At 51.9% G+C, this 16,501-nt stretch carries 18 protein-coding genes and 1 tRNA gene; 8 read left to right on the top strand and 11 right to left on the bottom strand.

Features of this window, described 5'->3' with window-relative positions:
* Positions 1-506: 506 nt before the first annotated feature.
* The 3 genes from KHS78_RS03530 to KHS78_RS03520 all read right to left on the bottom strand — a co-directional run bounded on the left by KHS78_RS03530 (position 507) and on the right by KHS78_RS03520 (position 2,596).
* A complete protein-coding gene (locus tag KHS78_RS03530; RefSeq protein ID WP_211825161.1) occupies positions 507-1,433 on the bottom strand; it encodes a nucleoside hydrolase in 927 nt (308 codons plus the stop codon).
* A 269-nt stretch (positions 1,434-1,702) separates the two neighbouring features.
* Entirely contained in the window at positions 1,703-1,852 is a 150-nt protein-coding gene (locus tag KHS78_RS03525) for a hypothetical protein (RefSeq protein ID WP_211825158.1), read from the bottom strand.
* A gap of 147 nt (positions 1,853-1,999) precedes the next feature.
* A complete protein-coding gene (locus KHS78_RS03520; RefSeq protein WP_211825156.1) occupies positions 2,000-2,596 on the bottom strand; it encodes a hypothetical protein in 597 nt (198 codons plus the stop codon).
* A gap of 120 nt (positions 2,597-2,716) precedes the next feature.
* Here KHS78_RS03520 and pdxH point away from each other — a divergent pair, with 120 nt between their 5' ends.
* A complete protein-coding gene (pdxH, locus tag KHS78_RS03515) occupies positions 2,717-3,355 on the top strand; it encodes a pyridoxamine 5'-phosphate oxidase (protein WP_211825154.1) in 639 nt (212 codons plus the stop codon).
* Positions 3,356-4,070: 715 nt separating this feature from the next.
* Positions 4,071-4,910, top strand: coding sequence for a hypothetical protein (locus tag KHS78_RS03510; protein ID WP_211825152.1), 840 nt, complete (start codon positions 4,071-4,073; stop codon positions 4,908-4,910).
* Positions 4,911-5,542: 632 nt separating this feature from the next.
* On the opposite strand, the gene KHS78_RS03505 is transcribed toward KHS78_RS03510, so the two are convergent.
* Both KHS78_RS03505 and KHS78_RS03500 read right to left on the bottom strand, forming a co-directional pair.
* The gene (locus KHS78_RS03505; RefSeq protein ID WP_246506051.1) at positions 5,543-6,397 is read right to left on the bottom strand and encodes a redoxin domain-containing protein; all 855 of its coding nucleotides are present in this window, start codon (positions 6,395-6,397) and stop codon (positions 5,543-5,545) included.
* Positions 6,398-6,699: 302 nt separating this feature from the next.
* Positions 6,700-7,035: a hypothetical protein gene (locus tag KHS78_RS03500; protein WP_211825150.1), complete on the bottom strand. Its 336-nt coding sequence runs from the start codon at positions 7,033-7,035 to the stop codon at positions 6,700-6,702.
* Positions 7,036-7,126: 91 nt separating this feature from the next.
* Here KHS78_RS03500 and KHS78_RS03495 point away from each other — a divergent pair, with 91 nt between their 5' ends.
* Entirely contained in the window at positions 7,127-7,390 is a 264-nt protein-coding gene (locus KHS78_RS03495) for a hypothetical protein (RefSeq protein WP_211825148.1), read from the top strand.
* Between the two features lie 157 nt (positions 7,391-7,547).
* Positions 7,548-9,377, top strand: coding sequence for a DUF885 domain-containing protein (locus KHS78_RS03490; RefSeq protein WP_211825145.1), 1,830 nt, complete (start codon positions 7,548-7,550; stop codon positions 9,375-9,377).
* Positions 9,378-9,799: 422 nt separating this feature from the next.
* Here KHS78_RS03490 and KHS78_RS03485 read toward each other — a convergent pair whose 3' ends face one another.
* The 3 genes from KHS78_RS03485 to ybaK all read right to left on the bottom strand — a co-directional run bounded on the left by KHS78_RS03485 (position 9,800) and on the right by ybaK (position 11,859).
* Complete coding sequence (locus KHS78_RS03485) at positions 9,800-10,588, bottom strand: hypothetical protein (protein ID WP_211825143.1); 789 nt, start codon at positions 10,586-10,588, stop codon at positions 9,800-9,802.
* An 89-nt stretch (positions 10,589-10,677) separates the two neighbouring features.
* Positions 10,678-11,361, bottom strand: a complete 684-nt coding sequence (locus KHS78_RS03480) for a hemerythrin domain-containing protein (protein ID WP_211825142.1) — start codon at positions 11,359-11,361, stop codon at positions 10,678-10,680.
* 24 nt (positions 11,362-11,385) lie between these two features.
* The gene (gene ybaK, locus KHS78_RS03475) at positions 11,386-11,859 is read right to left on the bottom strand and encodes a Cys-tRNA(Pro) deacylase (protein WP_211825141.1); all 474 of its coding nucleotides are present in this window, start codon (positions 11,857-11,859) and stop codon (positions 11,386-11,388) included.
* Between the two features lie 197 nt (positions 11,860-12,056).
* Here ybaK and KHS78_RS03470 point away from each other — a divergent pair, with 197 nt between their 5' ends.
* Positions 12,057-12,995, top strand: a complete 939-nt coding sequence (locus KHS78_RS03470) for an NmrA family NAD(P)-binding protein (RefSeq protein ID WP_211825140.1) — start codon at positions 12,057-12,059, stop codon at positions 12,993-12,995.
* Between the two features lie 74 nt (positions 12,996-13,069).
* Here the strand turns inward: KHS78_RS03470 and KHS78_RS03465 are convergent, their stop codons facing one another.
* The 3 genes from KHS78_RS03465 to KHS78_RS03455 form a co-directional block, all read right to left on the bottom strand.
* Positions 13,070-13,390: a heavy metal-binding domain-containing protein gene (locus KHS78_RS03465; protein ID WP_246506050.1), complete on the bottom strand. Its 321-nt coding sequence runs from the start codon at positions 13,388-13,390 to the stop codon at positions 13,070-13,072.
* Between the two features lie 118 nt (positions 13,391-13,508).
* Entirely contained in the window at positions 13,509-13,829 is a 321-nt protein-coding gene (locus KHS78_RS03460) for an antibiotic biosynthesis monooxygenase family protein (protein ID WP_211825139.1), read from the bottom strand.
* 72 nt (positions 13,830-13,901) lie between these two features.
* A complete protein-coding gene (locus KHS78_RS03455) occupies positions 13,902-14,357 on the bottom strand; it encodes a c-type cytochrome (RefSeq protein ID WP_343216861.1) in 456 nt (151 codons plus the stop codon).
* A 226-nt stretch (positions 14,358-14,583) separates the two neighbouring features.
* Here KHS78_RS03455 and KHS78_RS03450 point away from each other — a divergent pair, with 226 nt between their 5' ends.
* The 3 genes from KHS78_RS03450 (at position 14,584) to KHS78_RS03440 (ending at position 16,383) form a co-directional block, all read left to right on the top strand.
* Positions 14,584-15,468 carry a transporter substrate-binding domain-containing protein gene (locus KHS78_RS03450; protein WP_211825138.1) on the top strand — a complete coding sequence of 295 codons (885 nt, stop codon included), beginning with the start codon at positions 14,584-14,586 and terminating at the stop codon, positions 15,466-15,468.
* 152 nt (positions 15,469-15,620) lie between these two features.
* A tRNA-Arg gene (locus KHS78_RS03445) sits at positions 15,621-15,697 on the top strand.
* Positions 15,698-15,909: 212 nt separating this feature from the next.
* On the top strand, positions 15,910-16,383 hold the full coding sequence (locus KHS78_RS03440) for a terminase small subunit (protein WP_211825137.1): 474 nt from the start codon (positions 15,910-15,912) through the stop codon (positions 16,381-16,383).
* Positions 16,384-16,501 lie beyond the last annotated feature (118 nt).

The following is a 16,501-nucleotide window of genomic DNA, read 5'->3' as shown; positions in this document are numbered from 1 at the left end:
TGGGGAATAATGCACATCAAACAAACGACTACCATCAAGAGCCGCCTCCCTTTTTGACAGAGTCCAGACAAAGAAACGGGGCCTTTCGGCCCCGTCGAGGAGTATGTGACAAACGGATTACTTTACATCCACTGTGTAGTCAATAGCTTTCTGTCTTCCCTGCACCGGTTTGCGCCGGGCTGATCAATCAGCCTCTTCTCCGCGACCCCGATTCCATTTGCTTGCAGAACCACAAGACATCATCCTGCAAAGTAATCAGCTTGCCTGCCCTGTTATTGTTATTAGGACGGGCGGTGGCCCCTTTTTCTTTTTGTTTGCGGCCGGTCGTGCTTATTATTTTTATTGTGCCCGTCCTATTACAGTTACTGTGCCAGTTTTAAAAATTGTTTCATTTTCATGAACTTACAAAATCCTTACAATCAAGCAGCCTGTTAAACCGGTCACAGTTCGTTACCGTTGGCAAAGGACAGGCGTAACATCCTCCCCACCGGTAACACTTGCCGGGCTCAGTAACGGGCTAACCGCTCCATTAACAGCTTGATGAATCGTTCACGGTCAACATCCATAATGATCTCAGCATTACAGCGACCCTCCGAGTGCTTGCCATCAAAGTCCACCACCGTCATGCCATGACTCTGCACGCCACTGGTTTCCACCGTCACATGGGCTTTTCTACCGCTGAATAGTGTTGGATCCAGCAACCAGGCAATGGTGCAGGGGTCATAGAGATGCGCCCCTTCCGTCGTGTAACCACAACGCACACTCTGGCGGGTATAAAATTCCATCATCTCAGCCACTGCAATGCCGACGGAACTGCCCAGACCCCGGATTTGTTCCACTTCCCTATCAAAGATCAATGCTTTGTAGGTAACATCCAGCCCCAGCATGACGATGGGAATACCTGACCGGAACACCACATCACCTGCTACAGGATCAGTCAGAATATTGAATTCCGCTGCCGGCGTAATATTGCCAAAGGTACCGCCGCCCATCAGGACAATCTGCTTGATCTTGCTACGTAATGCCGGCCAACCGGTCAGGAAGACGGCAATATTGGTCAGCGGGCCAATCGGTACCAGTGTCACCGGTTCCTCAGCCTCACTCACCAGCTTTGCCAGTAATTCGACAGCCGTCATGGATTCAGGCTCAAAGGCAGGTTCGGGTAAAACGGCGCCATCCAACCCGGTCTCGCCCATCAGATCAGAGGGCGTAATGGGGCCACTTAAGGATGTATCAGCACCGGCAGCCACCGGTGGGCACAGGCCTGCCAGGGTTAACACTCGTAGTGCGTTATAGAGCGTTTTATCTATCGTCTGGTTGCCTGCCACTACAGTGACACCCAGCAGATCCAACTCATCGCTGGCGCCTGCCAGCAACAGTGCCAGGGCATCATCATGGCCGGGATCGCAATCAATAATGATCGGACAACGCATTGTTTCACCACTTTGTTTGTCGTTTGAGCTGATCATAGGCGGCTTTCGGTCGACGGCAAGACTGGAATAGCCGCTAGCCAGCCTTTTCCGACAGACTTGCGTCAGAGCGTGGCGAGTAAAGAAGGAAGGTAAAACAGAAACGGAGCCGTAAGGCTCCGTCAGAAGGTATCTTGTACAAGCGGATTACTTTATAGAATGTGCGAACAATACCTTGTTCTTCTTCCCTGACTCCGGTTCCTGCCGGACTGTTTACACAGACTTCTGAGCACTCACCGGCTTCCTGCTTCTGGCAGCATCACAAAAAAGCATCCTGCAAAGTAATCAACTTGTCCGCGGTTGTTTTTCTTATTAGCGCGGTCAATTTTCTTATTTTTGTTCTTCTTATTATTATTTTTGCTTCTTCTTGTTGTGCCAGACATATAGCAGGGGCTGTGCCAAAAACAGATTTAACATATAAATCAATAAGATAGAAAATATAGGCTCGGGTAAACCCGACCCTCAATGCTCCAACATGTTACACATACCACCATTTCGGGTAACACGTACCCCTCACGGTAACAGCGCACTCACTCTGCGGCGGAACCAGCCTCGATTCGAGGATCAGGAGGGCATTGAAACCAGTGCTCACTGGCAAAATCATACCGGTAACAGGCTTCGCCGCCGGTAGGGTTCACATTGGTATCCCCCGTCCGATACCGGGGAAAGTAGCGATAAAGCTGCCCATCAAATACTTCAAACCGATCATGTCCCATATAGCCTTCCAGCTGCTCACGGCTCAACGACGCCATGTCGGATTCCGCGTAGCCGCCATAGACCGGTTCCAATCGCTGTAGCACCGGATAACTGCCACTGCCGGCAGAACGGGTCATCACAACCATTACCGGCTGATGACCAGCACCGGGTAACAACCAGATGCTTTCCGGAGTACCATCACGCTCAAGCTGCAACAGCTGTTGCGCCTTGCCCTCCCGAACAGTCACCAGCATTGAGCCAATCGAAGCCGGTTCGCCTGCAGGTACCGTCACACAGACCGAGACATCACCATTCCGGGCAGAGATGCCCTGACAATGGCTACTGCTTTCATCCCGACCATTGAGCAAGCCGCAGCCAGACAGCCCTGCAATCAGCAGGGTAATCGTTAACGCGTTTAACCAGGTTGTCACAGGTATTCCCCAGAGGTAGGTATCCGATTCGTTACGCTATAAGATAGCGACTATTGCACTATCGCCCACACTGCCTGAGCCGGAAACCCCGGCGCCCACCAGCCAGTCACAGGACCCATCATGGATATCAGCGCATTACGTGAAGAATACACCCGCGGCGGACTGAGCCGGGATGATCTGAAACCCAATCCGACTGAACAGTTTGAATACTGGTTCCACCAGGCCCAGGAAGCAGAGATTCCCGAGCCTAACGCCATGAGCATTGCCACGGCGACAGCGGCCGGCGCGCCTTCGCTGCGAACGGTCCTGCTGAAATACTTTGACCACAGTGGTTTCGTGTTCTTTACCAATTATGAAAGTAACAAGGCCAAAGAGATCGAAGAGAATCCCCACGTTGCCCTGATGTTTCTCTGGTTGGGTTTCCAACGGCAGGTCATCATCAAGGGCCAGGCAGAGAAAATCAGTAAAGGGGAAACCCTGAAATATTTCATCAGCCGCCCTCATGGCAGCCAGCTGGGCGCCTGGTGCTCCAACCAGAGTTCCGTGATCACCAACCGGCAGATTCTGGAACTGAAACTGGACGAGATGAAGCGCAAGTTCAGCAAGGGAGAAGTGCCGGTGCCTTCCTTCTGGGGTGGGTATCGTGTGGTTCCGTCCAGTATTGAGTTCTGGCAGGGTCGTCCTAATCGTCTGCATGATCGCTTTCAGTACATGCTGCAGGACAGCGGCGACTGGCAGATTGACCGTCTGGCCCCCTGAGGATTATCCCAAAGCTATAGCGACTGATTTTTATGAACAGGCGGTTTTTGTCCACCAGCCTGTTCATTGCTCCCGCCACAATCCCTGAATAACCCATCAATCCAGAGCCTTTCCAAAACTTACCTACAACTTATTCACAAGGCTTCAAGCCCCCCTTCAACGTTGCTCGACTGTACACAGTTTCTGTTTATAAGCATGTGGCTATCGTCGGGAACACCTTTGCAACACATGCTTAACACCATGATAAATAACGCTATTTTATTACTGTATATTTTTTAACCAGACAACTGCCAAGCAATGCTTCTGCTAAAGAAAGTCATTGAAAATCCGTAGCATCTGATCCAATACCCACATCACTCTGTGCATAAATCCTGTAACTCGCTTCTCCATGCCTGCACACCTTTCATCCACAACCCAACACAATGCATCTCAGAACCCATAGAAAAAACAACTTTCCTTGCTTAGGCCATCTGTCAACAAATCACCGACAGCCTATCCACAACCTATCTTCAGCCTTTTCAAGCGACATTTTCCATGCACATGAACTGTGGGAAAGTGTGTGATTATTTTCGGGATGACCGCCGAAACTCCGTGTTTTATCTACTCCGCATAAAACTGTCTATTTTTTAACCAGCCATTAATACGCCTTAAGCTGTCAATATCGCTGACAACCTTATACGCTGTTCTGTGGACGTAGAGAAAAACAGCAGGGATTGTGATGCGCTTTGCAAAGTACTGGCAAAAAGATACCGTCACCCTTCATGGTAGAAATGGCGAATCAGCCTCCGTCACCGGCTGGGGGGCTTCCAATGAGAGCCATACCGAGGCGCGTCGCCACGCGACAGAACGCGCAGAACTGCTGGCCAACATCCTTCAACATAAACATACGCTGACCGAATACGAATACGCTGACGACTATATTCGCGAAGAACAGCTGGTTGAGATCAAGAACCGTGATGACGAGGTCGTGGCGATACTCTCCCGCAACAGTTATGGTGCGGTTATCCTGAATACGGATCGGGTGGTCTTTGGTGACATCGATATCCACAAGCCGGGCGCCATGGCTCGGCTGCTGCGGTACATCGGCATTCCTCTGAAGGACAAGCAGTACTATCTAAAAAAGATTGAGTCCTACCACAACACCCACCCCTCCCTGGTTTTCCTGGTATACGAAACCTGCGCCGGCCTTCGTTTTATTATCAGTAACCGGGAAATGGCGCCGGATGCACCGGAAGTCAAAACAATATTCAAGGCGCTCAAGGTGGATCCCCTTTACCGCAGGCTCTGTCACACTCAATCCAGCTTTCGGGCACGCCTTAGCCCCAAGCCATGGCGAATCGGTATGGATCGTCCACAAAGTCGCTTTCCGCGGCTTGAGCCCGAACAACAGCATGACTTTGATCTCTGGCTGCACACCTACCAGATCACCGCCAGCAACTATGCCAGTGCGCATTTTATGGCCGCTTTTGGCGAAGCCGGCATACCTAACAATATCCAGCTTGTACTAGATATCCACAACAAATACGCCTGTCAGCAGGGAGCGCCATTGGCTTGAGGCCATACTTAATGACAGCTACTCATGACGCTTGAATGTGACGGTGTTGCAGGATTATTCGTTCTGCGGAATCATTTGGTTACTACGGTCTATTAGGTAGTCTTCTTTGGGCTTTTCTATGTTCCCGAATTTGACGCAGTCGAAGCAACCGCTCTTCCTTAGCTGCTCCGTATTCCTGATTTAATATTCTGCACGTGTGTGTAGTAAACCATTCATCCAATTTCTCTGTATTCATGTCTTCATGAATAATCCATGACTTTAGAGACACCACGAGTCTGTACAACCATGGTTTACCTGGCTGGTCATTCCATTTGTAACGGAATGCACTTATCCATGTCAGTGTAACGTTGGCCGTTTTAGAGCTATTGCTAATTGAAACAGACATTCTTCCCTGTCATCTCTATAACCAAAATAAATCTTTAAAAACAGTTAGTTAAAAATCTACAGAAAGGATCAATCCAGAACCTATTCATATATAAGAATAGACATTCAGACTTTGTCTTCGTTCATTTTCCCACAATACCTGCTAAACAAACCTGCTAAGCGAAAACAATCGCCTGAATGTTTGATTGACGCTATCAAAAAACAGGCCTTTAGCTCCCTCCCGGACCTGTTCTATCCTCATAGGCCCACTATGACTTGAGGTCATCTGCATAACGCAGATAGTCATTCACCTTCACAACACCGGAGTACTTCTCCATAGCCTCTGCATCACTTATCCCCGGAGGCACTATGCCGGGTTTCCCTGGTTTCCAGTCAACAGGCGTTGCCAACCCGGTTCGATCCGAAAACTGGATAGCATCCAGTGTGCGTAATATTTCATCCACATTGCGGCCCGTTGTCATCGGATACGACATGGTTAACCGGACCCGCTTATCAGGGCCAATGATAAAAACGGTACGTACTGTCGCATTATCCCTGGCACTGCCCAAGCCTTCCTTCTGGACATCAGGATCTCGTGATTCACCAAGATCGCCAGGAAGCATGTCGTACTGTCTGGCTATATCTATAACATTATCAAAACCCGGGCTGTTTCCGATAACAGCGAAAGGCAGGCGCTCATCACTCTCCCGCCCAAGAAAACGATTGATATCGTTGACCCAGCGGTTATGTTCATCAACCGTATTGATGCTCAATACATACAGGCTGGTTTTTCGACGCTGAAAATCCCCGATACGCTTGGCCAGTGCGCCAATTTCCGTGGTACAGACCGGTGTGAAATCCTGGGGATGGGAAAACAAAATACTGTAACGGCCTTCCAGCTGATCATGAAAATGAATTTCACCACTCGTGCTGTTCGCGTAGAAATCCGGAGCCTCGCTACCAATATTCAACGCGTATGCAGTGTTGTACATAGTGATAGTGCATAACATCAAGCCACTCAGAATACCTCCCTCGCGAAAGCCTTTGACGACACGTCCCAACCGTTTGCAGCTCTCCCGATCCCACTTCATCCGTTGATACAACGTATTCAGCCAGGTATTCATTCAGACACCTCCACCTGCGATCCAAACTGAAGCCATTGCTGCAGGCCTGTGACAACGCTTCATTAAGGATAAACCCTGCACAGGCTCACCCTTGCCCAACGCACGCCCAAAAGCGTTGACCGAATATAGTTCACCGCAGAAAACGTGTTTCCTTACTGGTTAGATCGTTTAAAAATATCAGGCAAGAAACGCGTATTCAGAAATATCAATGCAATCTGTGGGTTATGCCTTCCCTGCAACTCAAAAAGCCAGCATAAAAAAACGCAGCTATGCTGCGTTTTTTACCCGTTATCGAACCACTGTCAGGCGACGCTTTCCTTGCGTTCAGCCTTCAGTGCATCCGTCATCCGGTAGAGCTCCATAAACACATTGTGATATTGGTCATCACGAATCGTGTTGGGGAAGTTGTCGTAAGCAACCGCGTTAAACTGGGCATGCACCAGCACCCTCACCGTCTGGCGGGGCAGGCTGATGCGCCATGGCAACCGTTTGACCGGTTTTCGCTTTGCTGTCCGACTGTAGGCGTAGGGAACAAACTCCCTTAACGCCTTTTCACTGCTGGCCCGAACGACCATAAGGTTCGGGTTCTCACGATGCTGCACGATACTTATAATACCGCTGCTGGTCAGTAGCCACATGATGCGTCCCTGCGTCACGTTTAAGGTTCAATTTCAGCTTAGGCGATAAACCGGAGAAATTCCGTACCACCTATCCACAGGTCCACTGTTGATGATTTCTTACAGACCGTATTTCAGTCGCATTCTCTCCATAGCCCTGGCAGGCACATTGATAGTTCTGCTGTCCGGCTGCACGCGTGATGAATATGAACCCTATTATGACGAGTGGAACAACAACTCGTTCAACTGCCTTCGTCTGCCTTATTCACAGCAAGAGACGTGTCTGAAAGCACAACGTATGCCTTATGACGACTATATGGACGAGCGGGAAAAACTACTCAAACCCTCACCTGCAGAGGACGAAAACAGCCGTTGAGCCTGACTTTCAGGCAATCCTCCAAATAACCCGTTCCGTTTGATACGCATCAACGTCCTGTTGTGGCGTCCCTCCTAGAATCAGTCCGCCCGTTGTCGCATGACAACGGGCTATCTTGTCCTTTTATAACGACGCTTCACCTAAGGACCCACGCAACATGTTCAAGAAGTCCCTACTCCCCCTCGCGGTTGCAGCGGCTATCAGCGCTCCCCTTCTGCTGACCGCCTGCAGCTCATCTACCGAAGAACCGGCTCAGCTCACAACCGCCCAGGCCTCACAGGAACAACAGGTTGCTCAGCAATTCCGGACAACAGTGGATGCCTATTTCAACAAGAATGTCGCCCTGAATCCGTTCACCGCGCCTATGCTTGGCATTTACACCTACAACGACCAGTTCGGTGATTACCTGAGCGACGATTACCTCACAGCGCAAAAGCAACTGGAGCAGACTTACCTGGACAAGGTTGAGCAACTGGATCGCGCCGCGCTGCCCCATGACTTGCAGATCGCCTACGACCAGTTCATCTATGACCGTAAAATGGCTCTGCGCGGATTCGAGTTCCCTTCCCAGTACCTGCCTTTCAACCAGTTCTACAGCCGCGCCAATACCTTTGCGGAACTGGGCACAGGGACTTATGCACAGCCGTTTAAGACGGTGAAAGATTATGAGGATTTCCTGAAAAAATCCGATGGCTTCGCCCACTGGGTGGACCAGTCCATTCAGCGTATGCGCGAAGGCATGAAGCACGACGTTGTCCTGCCCCAGGTTCTGGTGAATATGGTCATTCCACAACTGGAAGGCTACGTTACTGCTGATCCCGAGAAGAGTGGTTTCTGGAAGCCCGTCAGCCATATGCCGGAAACCTTCAGCGCAGAAGACCGTGAACGTCTGTCAGTCGCATACCGCGAAAAGATCACCCAGGTGATCGACCCTGCCTATACCCGTCTGGCTGACTTCCTGAAGCAGGAATACAAACCAAGAACAACCGTCGCCTACGGTGAACTGCCAAACGGTGATGCCTGGTACCAGTACCTGGCCGATGTGAATACCACCACAACACTCTCTGCTGAAGAAATCCACGACATTGGCAAAAAAGAAGTGGCGCGTATTCTGAGCGAAATGGAACAGGCCAAGACAGATTACGGCTTCAAAGGATCACTGAAAGAATTCTTCACCTATCTCAAGGGTGACCAGTTCTACTGGAAAGACCCCAAGCAACAGGTCGCCGATTACGAAGCGTACAAAGCGCAGGTGGATGCTGTACTGCCCGAGTACTTCCACCGCATGCCGAAGGCTGACTATGTGATCAAGCCCGTGCCCAAGGCCACTGAAAACAGTGCCGGCGTCGGCTATTACAACGAAGGCACACCGGACGGCAGCCGTCCAGGCATGTTCTTCGTAAATACCGGTCGCGATTACCAGCTGCCGATGTGGAACAAGGAAACCCTGTTCCTCCATGAAGCGGCACCGGGTCACCACTTCCAGGTGTCCATCAAGCAGGAGCTGGAGAATGCGCCCAAGTTCCAGATCTACAGTGACTACACCGCTTACAGCGAAGGCTGGGGCGTTTACGCGGAATCACTGGGACGGATGATGGGACTTGAACAGGATCCCCTCCAGTACTTCGGTAAGCTGAACGAAGAGATGCTGCGCGCCATGCGCCTGGTCGTGGATACCGGCCTGCACCATTACGACTGGAGCCTCGAACAGGCTGAGCAGTACATGCGGGACAACTCTGCCCTCGGTGATGGCGATATCCACACTGAAGTACGTCGATATGCAGCCATTGCCGGACAGGCACTGTCCTACAAGATCGGCCAGCTGACTATCACCCGCCTCCGCGAATCTTCACAGCAGGCGTTGGGTGACCAGTTCGACATCCGTTATTTCCACGACGAAGTACTGGACAGTGGCGCACTGCCCATGACCATCCTGGAAGCCAAGCTAAACAACTGGACGCAGGAACAGCTAAACAACCAGGGCTAAGCGACACGGATAGAACAATTGCCCATAAAAAAACGCAGCCGTGAGGCTGCGTTTTGATACAGGCAGTAGCAGTAATGATACAAGTGGATCACTTTACAGGCTGTGCGGCCAATGCCTTGTTTGCTTCCGTGCCGCGTTTCCCTGTTGGTTTCCTACCGCAAAAAAGCAACCTACAAAGTGATCAACTTGCCGCCCCTTGTTGTTATTGTTATGGGCCAGGTAGAGCGTTGTTCTTATTATTTTTATTGTGACCTTACTATTACAGGTCTCGTGCCAAAAATTAAAAACCTAATAAAAACATAAAGATAAACAATGAAACCATGAAAACAGACCGTGCTTTGCACGCTGTTTGTTACCAGTAATCACAACAACGGTAACGCCTTTCAGAGAGTGGGTAACAGGCATTTGCAACGAGCAGCGTACTATTCCACCACGTCGACTTTGACTAACACCTCATAGACAGAATCCACCGTGCTGTATCGCCGCACATTGAAGCCGGACGTCCGTCCAGACCCTTCCCGGGTGGTACTGCTGATAGTTATCCATTCACCGACCTTACCTGCGACCTCCGTATCCACCGCCCGGCGGTCAAACGATTCACCATCGTGCCGGACACTGTCATCCGCATGGTGGATATCCAGCACAACGCGGTCACCCTGAACCCGGGCGCTGACATAAAAACCCCGTTCCGCCGTCTTGTAATCGGTTTTCGTGCGATAGCGGCCATCTTCATCGAACATGCCCGTCTTGACCGGTACTTCACGCCCTACACTGATATAGGCGGGTAGCCCTTCCGTTGCCCTCACCGTCTGCTCGCCACGACGCGCCGACTGGCTGGAGCCTGTGGATATCACCACGCTGCCCTGTCCATGCCCCTCGCTGCTGATAACACCATCCACACCGACAGTGCGCCCGGCCATCGTCTTACGTCCCGGAGTACGCACCGTAATCATTAACTGATGCGGTGGACTATCCAGCTTGCTGACCAGCGCCTTGACGGTCTCGAACTCTTCATCGGTCACATTGAGCACAAGCTCGTTACGGTAAGGCATCACGATACTGTCCTTCGACAGCAGCGGCTTGACCAGCCTGGCCACTTCGTTGGAATCAGCACGGAACAGGCTGATACTCTGAATCTGACGCTCAGCCGCCACCACAGACTGAGCCAGACAGACTGTCGCGATCAAAACGAATAACAACCGACGCATCATTGTTGGCCATCTCCCTGTGCATGTATCCACACAATGCCTGATTGACTCACTATACAATAGCCCTTGCCGCGACCAATGACGGACAGGTCTCAAACAGGCTGTGAGATTTCCTTCTGATCATCGACGACAAAATGGTACAGCTCGGCGTATTCATTCCGCAGTTGCTGCGTGCCCATTTCCCGATACTGATCATCCAGCTCCTTATCAATAATGGCGATATCCTCAGGCAGCAGGCAGGCATCAATCATTGGCAGAATAAACTGGTTTTCACACGCCAGGTGTTCCAGCTGCAGGTCAATATAGCGCCGGTAATCCTGCATGACGGTTTCTATCGGCACGACCTGATCATTGACGATGGCGTTGAAATCCGCGCCCAGCTTTTGGGTCAACGCTTCCAGGTTTTTATGCTGCGCCCTCACCCGATCAATGACGTCCCGTAGCTCAGGATCCGTGCTGCGCGCATGCATCATCGAAAACACCCGGTCTTCCAGCGGATGATGAAAATGCTCAGGCCAGGTGCGGATATAGTCGAGGGCATCCAGGATCACTAAGAGTTTTGGCGAGCGGCTCTCATCTTGGCGGTAATACGCCATTTCCTGATCCAGTCTGTCGAGCAGGCATTTCAGATGTTTATGGTCATTCTTGAGACGATCCAGCAGACGTGACATGGCTATCTCCCATTGGCTAAGTGTTGTTATGTAGACCCGATCTTCAGGGTTAACCACATGCGCAATGGGTGTATTGACCAGTATCATGGTACCAGCCAGATTCACACTGACAGATCCCCATCCACCGCGTTAGCGCGCAATCGCTGCCTTTACAGCCAGACAGATACCCATAAGGTCATTCGGCGCCAGTTCAATTTCCAGTCCGCGTCGACCAGCGCTGACATAGATAGTGTCGAACGCTTGAGCGGAGCTGTCCAGCACTGTCGGCAATCGCTTCCTCTGTCCCAGAGGACTGATCCCCCCCACAACGTAACCGGTGGCACGTTCAGCATCCTTCGGATTAGCCATGTCGGCTTTCTTGGCCTGCAATGCCTTGGCGCAGGCTTTCAGGTCCAGCTGCCGGGTAACCGGAACAATCGCCACGCCCAGCTGGCGGGCATCGCCATTGAGCGACACCAGTAGTGTCTTGAACACCCGGTTACCTTCCAGTCCGAGGGCTTCTGCCGCCTCGGTGCCGTAAGAGGCCGCGGACGGGTCATGGTCATACTGATGGACATGATGGGTAATGCCCTGCTTACGGGCAACATTAATGGCTGGTGTCATGGAGATAGTGTCGTAGGATCATACAGTAAAGCTCGCATCATAATCCTTTGGGGCAGTGGATCAATGTCGCGTCACTTTCTCCTTGCTGACAGACTATCCATTCGGAACGATTGATTACATCCTGCCCTGCTATAGTTTCTGTCCTGGCTATACCCTCATTCACTGATTCACTATCAGACGGTTAAATGGGAAGTACCATGGTTTCTGTCAGCAAGCGGCGAGTCGCCATTATTGGCGCCACGGGGCAGGTCGGACTGCCGTTAACCATCAACCTGCTGTTGCAGGGACATGATGTCACGCTACTGGCACGCGCCCGGGGCCGACCCAAAAACGACAAATTGCAGATGCTGGTGCAATACGGCGCGCACCTGACAGAACTTGCGGATATGTCAGACGTCACCGCCATGGCAAACGCCTTATCCGGAATTGAGACCCTGATCTGTGCGGTACCCGGTTCAAAAGAGATCATCACACAATCTGAACCACTGTGGCTGGAAGCCGCTATTCAGGCTGGTGTTAAACGGTTTGTCCCCTCGGAGTTTGGCGCTCACACCCGTGCGATCAAGATGGGTGAAGGGGAAGTGTTTGATAACAAGAAGCGCCTGCACGACAAACTGTTCAATGCAGACATCGGCTGGACGCTGTTTTATAACGGCGGTATTTTTGACTATTTCCTACCCAATCTTCGCTTTTTCCCGAAGATCACGACATTCGGCGATCTCGATCTCCCCATTTACACCCACCATATTCAAGACATCGGACGTATAGCCGCACTGGCCTTCACCGATAAACGCACCCTGAACCACTGTGTACAGGTAGATTTCAACGTGCTGTCTCAAAGCCGGATGCTGGAGATTCTCAAGAACTCGTTTCCTGCGTACCCCTTTGAATACCAGCACTACTCAACGGATTACATCATCGAAGCGCGCGCGAGTGCTGGCAGTGAAGTCAGCGCCAAGAAAGGCGCAGAAACCGACCTCGAACGCTGGGGCATCAACTATGTCGTCTATATACTGGGCCTGCTGACGGCCTTCACCGATGAAACCCTGCGCACCAGCGAACTCTATCCCGATTTCAGGGTGATACAGACGCCTGAGCAGGCATTGCACGATCCAAGGTTTGTCTTTGAATGGTGAATGCCGGCTCGTAGTTATCGGTAGGAAACGCACAGCTCAAGCTGAAAGGCAGGATACGCGGAATTCCTGCCCGCTTACTCCAGAGAAACCGCCGTACCGCTAATACTGACCATCAGCATACTGCCCTTCTCACCGACCACTTCATAATCAAGATCAATCCCCACCACCCCGTTGCCGCCGAGTGCCCGAGCATTGTCTTCCAGTTCGGAAAACGCCACCTGCCGTGCTTTGGCCAGCTCTTTTTCGTAGGCTCCGGCACGACCACCAATAACATCGCGAATACCCGCAAACAGATCCTTGAACAGATTTGCTCCCATGATCGCTTCACCCACGACGATTCCCCGGTAGTGGGTAATGGTACGTCCCTGTACCGTCGGCGTTGTCGTCATCAGCATCAGAAATCTCCCAGCACGTAGCCCCATTCACCATTGATAACTATTACCCGTCATGCCGGGTCTCGCCAGTTATGAACAATAATGAATCCAAATCATGCTCTGCTGAATAAACGACGTTTCACGACAAACCGTACACCCGCTCAACCCGGCAGACCCGGACGCGGTAGTCGCGATACCATTGTTGTTTACCCCGGCGCTGCGCCTCCTGATGGTCCGCCTGGGCTTTCCAGGCGCGAATGGCGGCAATGTCCTGCCAGTAAGAAACCGTGATGCCCACCCCTTCACGGGCGGACTCCACACCGAGAAAACCCGGCTGTTCCTGCGCCAACTTCAACATCCGCACGGCCACGTCATCATAACCGTTGTCATCTTCGGTCCGTAGCGAGGTAAAGATCACCGCGTAATAGGGTGGTTCCGGTGTATCAGCGATAGTTGTCATTATTCTTAGATTCCAGAAACAGAAAAGGCCGCCAAACGGCAGCCTTTCAGGACGCGCATTACCTGAACCGGATCAGGGCTTCAGGCCACTCATGTATTCAATGGCACCACTGATTTCATCACTGGAACAGTCGCCACAGGTACCGTTAGCCGGCATGGAGCGGATACCGTTGATCGCGTTATCCAGGATGGTCTGATAGGAACCGGAATCAGCCAGTCGCTTATCCCAGGCCGCTTTGTCACCTTTCTTGGGCGCACCCAGTATGCCGGCGGTATGACAGGCGGTACAGTAGGTGTTGTAAACCTGCTCACCACTGCGCGGGCCGGAGGCCGCCGCTACCGCGCCGCCACCGGCGGCACACTCTTCACCAGCCACACAGAGACTACCCACGGGTTTGATCCGGTCTGCGATTTCACTGCGGGTGACTTCATCCAGATCCCCGGCAGGCTTGGCCATGACCAGTCCGGCAAACAGTCCCCCCAGCAGTACTGCAGCCTGTACAGCGCGCATCTTTTTGAAGTATGCCACTAGTCGTTCCTCATCATCTGACGCTTGAGCTCCACCCGACGATTATCGTTATGAAATTGTGTCACACCGGGCTGGCCTGAATTGTTATAGCAGCCGCGATTATACGCCAAACCTTCGGCCAGCAACAATTCCGATTGCCTGTCAATTCCGGCATACACTGGCGAACCGCGGCGATTACACCTACGCTGGCAGCGACTTTCATCCTGACAGGCAACGGAGTATCACCATGCGCCACTGGCTTACCCTGCTGCAGGGTTTGTTGTTCTGCTGGTCGCTTACCGCCTTCGCCACGCCCCCGGCAACCACACAGGAACCCCTGCGCGTGGGCAGTACCGGCGATTACCCCCCGCTGACGCTGCAGAAACCGGACGGCTCCTGGGAAGGCTTCGCCATTGATATGGCTCGAAACCTGGCCAAGCACCTGGGCCGTGAACTGGAGCTGGTCAAAACCAGCTGGCCGACGCTGCATGCCGACCTGTCAGCTGGCAAGTTCGACCTGGCCATGGGCGGCATTTCCTTTACGGAGGGGCGCAGCCAACAGTTCCTGATGAGTGAGACGGTGTTTGAAGATGGCAAGGTCGCCCTGACCAACTGCCAGCTCCACCCCTACCTGTACTACTATTCCACAGCCGATCTGCTGACCCTGCTGAACCAGCCCCTAGCCTGTGGTTCCCCGTTATTGATGGATACCGTGCTGACGCCCAAGCAGCAATACTGGATGGGTGTGAAATGCGGCGGCACCAAACCACCGGATAATGTGCCGTTCGAGTTCCTGCACCCACCTGTACAGGTGGTGGAAAACCCCGGCGGCACCAATGAGTTGCTGGCTCGGCAGTGGCTGCCGAAGGCAGCCATCACCATCGCCCATGACAACGTGGAACCCTTCCGCACCCTGGTTGAGCTGAAAGCACATGTGATGATCACAGACCGGGTGGAAGCCCTGTATAAAAGCCGGGTAATGCCGGAACTGTGTGTGATAAATCCTGATGCCCCCTTCAACCGGAGTCCCAAGGTGTATATGACGCGCAAAGAGAGCAAGGTGCTGATGCAAGAGGTCAACAACTGGCTGGAACAGGTGGATAAAACCTTGATCCAGAGCCACTGGTTCTGATTCAGTCCATCGAACCTGTCACGCTGACACCGGCGCCGGTACCAGAGTACAGATTAGGGAGAAATCGGCAAAAAAGCATGGACTTGGCTATACGTCCTGAGTATTATTGGCGCCGCTGGCAGCGGGTCAAACCGTGTCTGCAGTGGCGTTATGCACCCTTAGCTCAGCTGGATAGAGCGCTGCCCTCCGGAGGCAGAGGTCAGAGGTTCGAATCCTCTAGGGTGCGCCAGTAAAATCAATGACTTAGCCTCGTTTTTCCTCATCTCAAAAGCTCCATAAATCAATTTTCCACTACATTTCCACTAGAATGTATCGCGACCGCAAGTATAGACGTGCGTACAGGAATATCTGTATCACTCAGCAATAACAGCACTTTTCATTACTGCACCAATCTGTCTTGGTAAAATGACCGTACCGTTTTTCATCAGGGATGGATGTGCAATGAACAGTAAGCATCAACGGTTCATCGATGAGTATCTGATCGACCAGAATGCAACACGTGCAGCGATTGCCGCTGGATACAGCGAACATTCAGCAAGAAGCCAGGGAAGCCGTCTGTTAACAAATGCAGACATTCAAAAAGCTATTCACCTGAAACAAGCGCAGCTCAGTAGTGAGCTAAATATCACCGCACTGGCAAAACGACAAAAACTCTGGGAAATCGCATCATTCTGCAGTGAACAAATCTCAGGTACTGATGGCCTGATAGTCATGCGAAATCCACGAGCCGCAACTGCCGCCATTGCCGAACTGAACAAGATGGATGGCGAGTACAGACAGACAGGCTCTGACGCAGCTCCAGTTGTCTTTATACAGGAATTCAGTTCAAGCCCTGAAGGCCTAGACAGCACCATCCTACCTGTATCAGCACAATTTGATGACAGTGATTTTTACCCCCCCACCCCCAGGGGGTAGCTGGACAGAGCATCGCTGGGACCCACCCGGGTATCTATACTTCCTGATACACGCACAGTGAACCACTAAAAAAACGGGCATTCGCAGATTAAGACTGTTGATCAGAGCAATACTCGCC

The sequence above is a fragment of the Kistimonas asteriae genome, from assembly GCF_018263925.1.
GTDB classification, from domain to species: domain Bacteria; phylum Pseudomonadota; class Gammaproteobacteria; order Pseudomonadales; family Endozoicomonadaceae; genus Kistimonas; species Kistimonas asteriae.
The sequence above is the reverse complement of the archived record's forward strand: the minus strand, read 5'-3'. Positions and strand labels throughout refer to the sequence as shown.

Excerpts from the sequence above, each read along its gene's own strand:
- KHS78_RS03530 (WP_211825161.1), bottom strand. The coding sequence starts at position 1,433 with ATGCGTTGTCCGATCATTATTGATTGCGATCCCGGCCATGATGATGCC.
- KHS78_RS03525 (WP_211825158.1), bottom strand. The coding sequence starts at position 1,852 with ATGTCTGGCACAACAAGAAGAAGCAAAAATAATAATAAGAAGAACAAA.
- pdxH (WP_211825154.1), top strand. The coding sequence starts at position 2,717 with ATGGATATCAGCGCATTACGTGAAGAATACACCCGCGGCGGACTGAGC.
- KHS78_RS03505 (WP_246506051.1), bottom strand. The coding sequence starts at position 6,397 with ATGAATACCTGGCTGAATACGTTGTATCAACGGATGAAGTGGGATCGG.
- KHS78_RS03500 (WP_211825150.1), bottom strand. The coding sequence starts at position 7,035 with ATGTGGCTACTGACCAGCAGCGGTATTATAAGTATCGTGCAGCATCGT.
- KHS78_RS03495 (WP_211825148.1), top strand. The coding sequence starts at position 7,127 with ATGATTTCTTACAGACCGTATTTCAGTCGCATTCTCTCCATAGCCCTG.
- KHS78_RS03490 (WP_211825145.1), top strand. The coding sequence starts at position 7,548 with ATGTTCAAGAAGTCCCTACTCCCCCTCGCGGTTGCAGCGGCTATCAGC.
- KHS78_RS03485 (WP_211825143.1), bottom strand. The coding sequence starts at position 10,588 with ATGATGCGTCGGTTGTTATTCGTTTTGATCGCGACAGTCTGTCTGGCT.
- ybaK (WP_211825141.1), bottom strand. The coding sequence starts at position 11,859 with ATGACACCAGCCATTAATGTTGCCCGTAAGCAGGGCATTACCCATCAT.
- KHS78_RS03470 (WP_211825140.1), top strand. The coding sequence starts at position 12,057 with ATGGTTTCTGTCAGCAAGCGGCGAGTCGCCATTATTGGCGCCACGGGG.
- KHS78_RS03465 (WP_246506050.1), bottom strand. The coding sequence starts at position 13,390 with ATGCTGATGACGACAACGCCGACGGTACAGGGACGTACCATTACCCAC.
- KHS78_RS03460 (WP_211825139.1), bottom strand. The coding sequence starts at position 13,829 with ATGACAACTATCGCTGATACACCGGAACCACCCTATTACGCGGTGATC.
- KHS78_RS03450 (WP_211825138.1), top strand. The coding sequence starts at position 14,584 with ATGCGCCACTGGCTTACCCTGCTGCAGGGTTTGTTGTTCTGCTGGTCG.
- KHS78_RS03440 (WP_211825137.1), top strand. The coding sequence starts at position 15,910 with ATGAACAGTAAGCATCAACGGTTCATCGATGAGTATCTGATCGACCAG.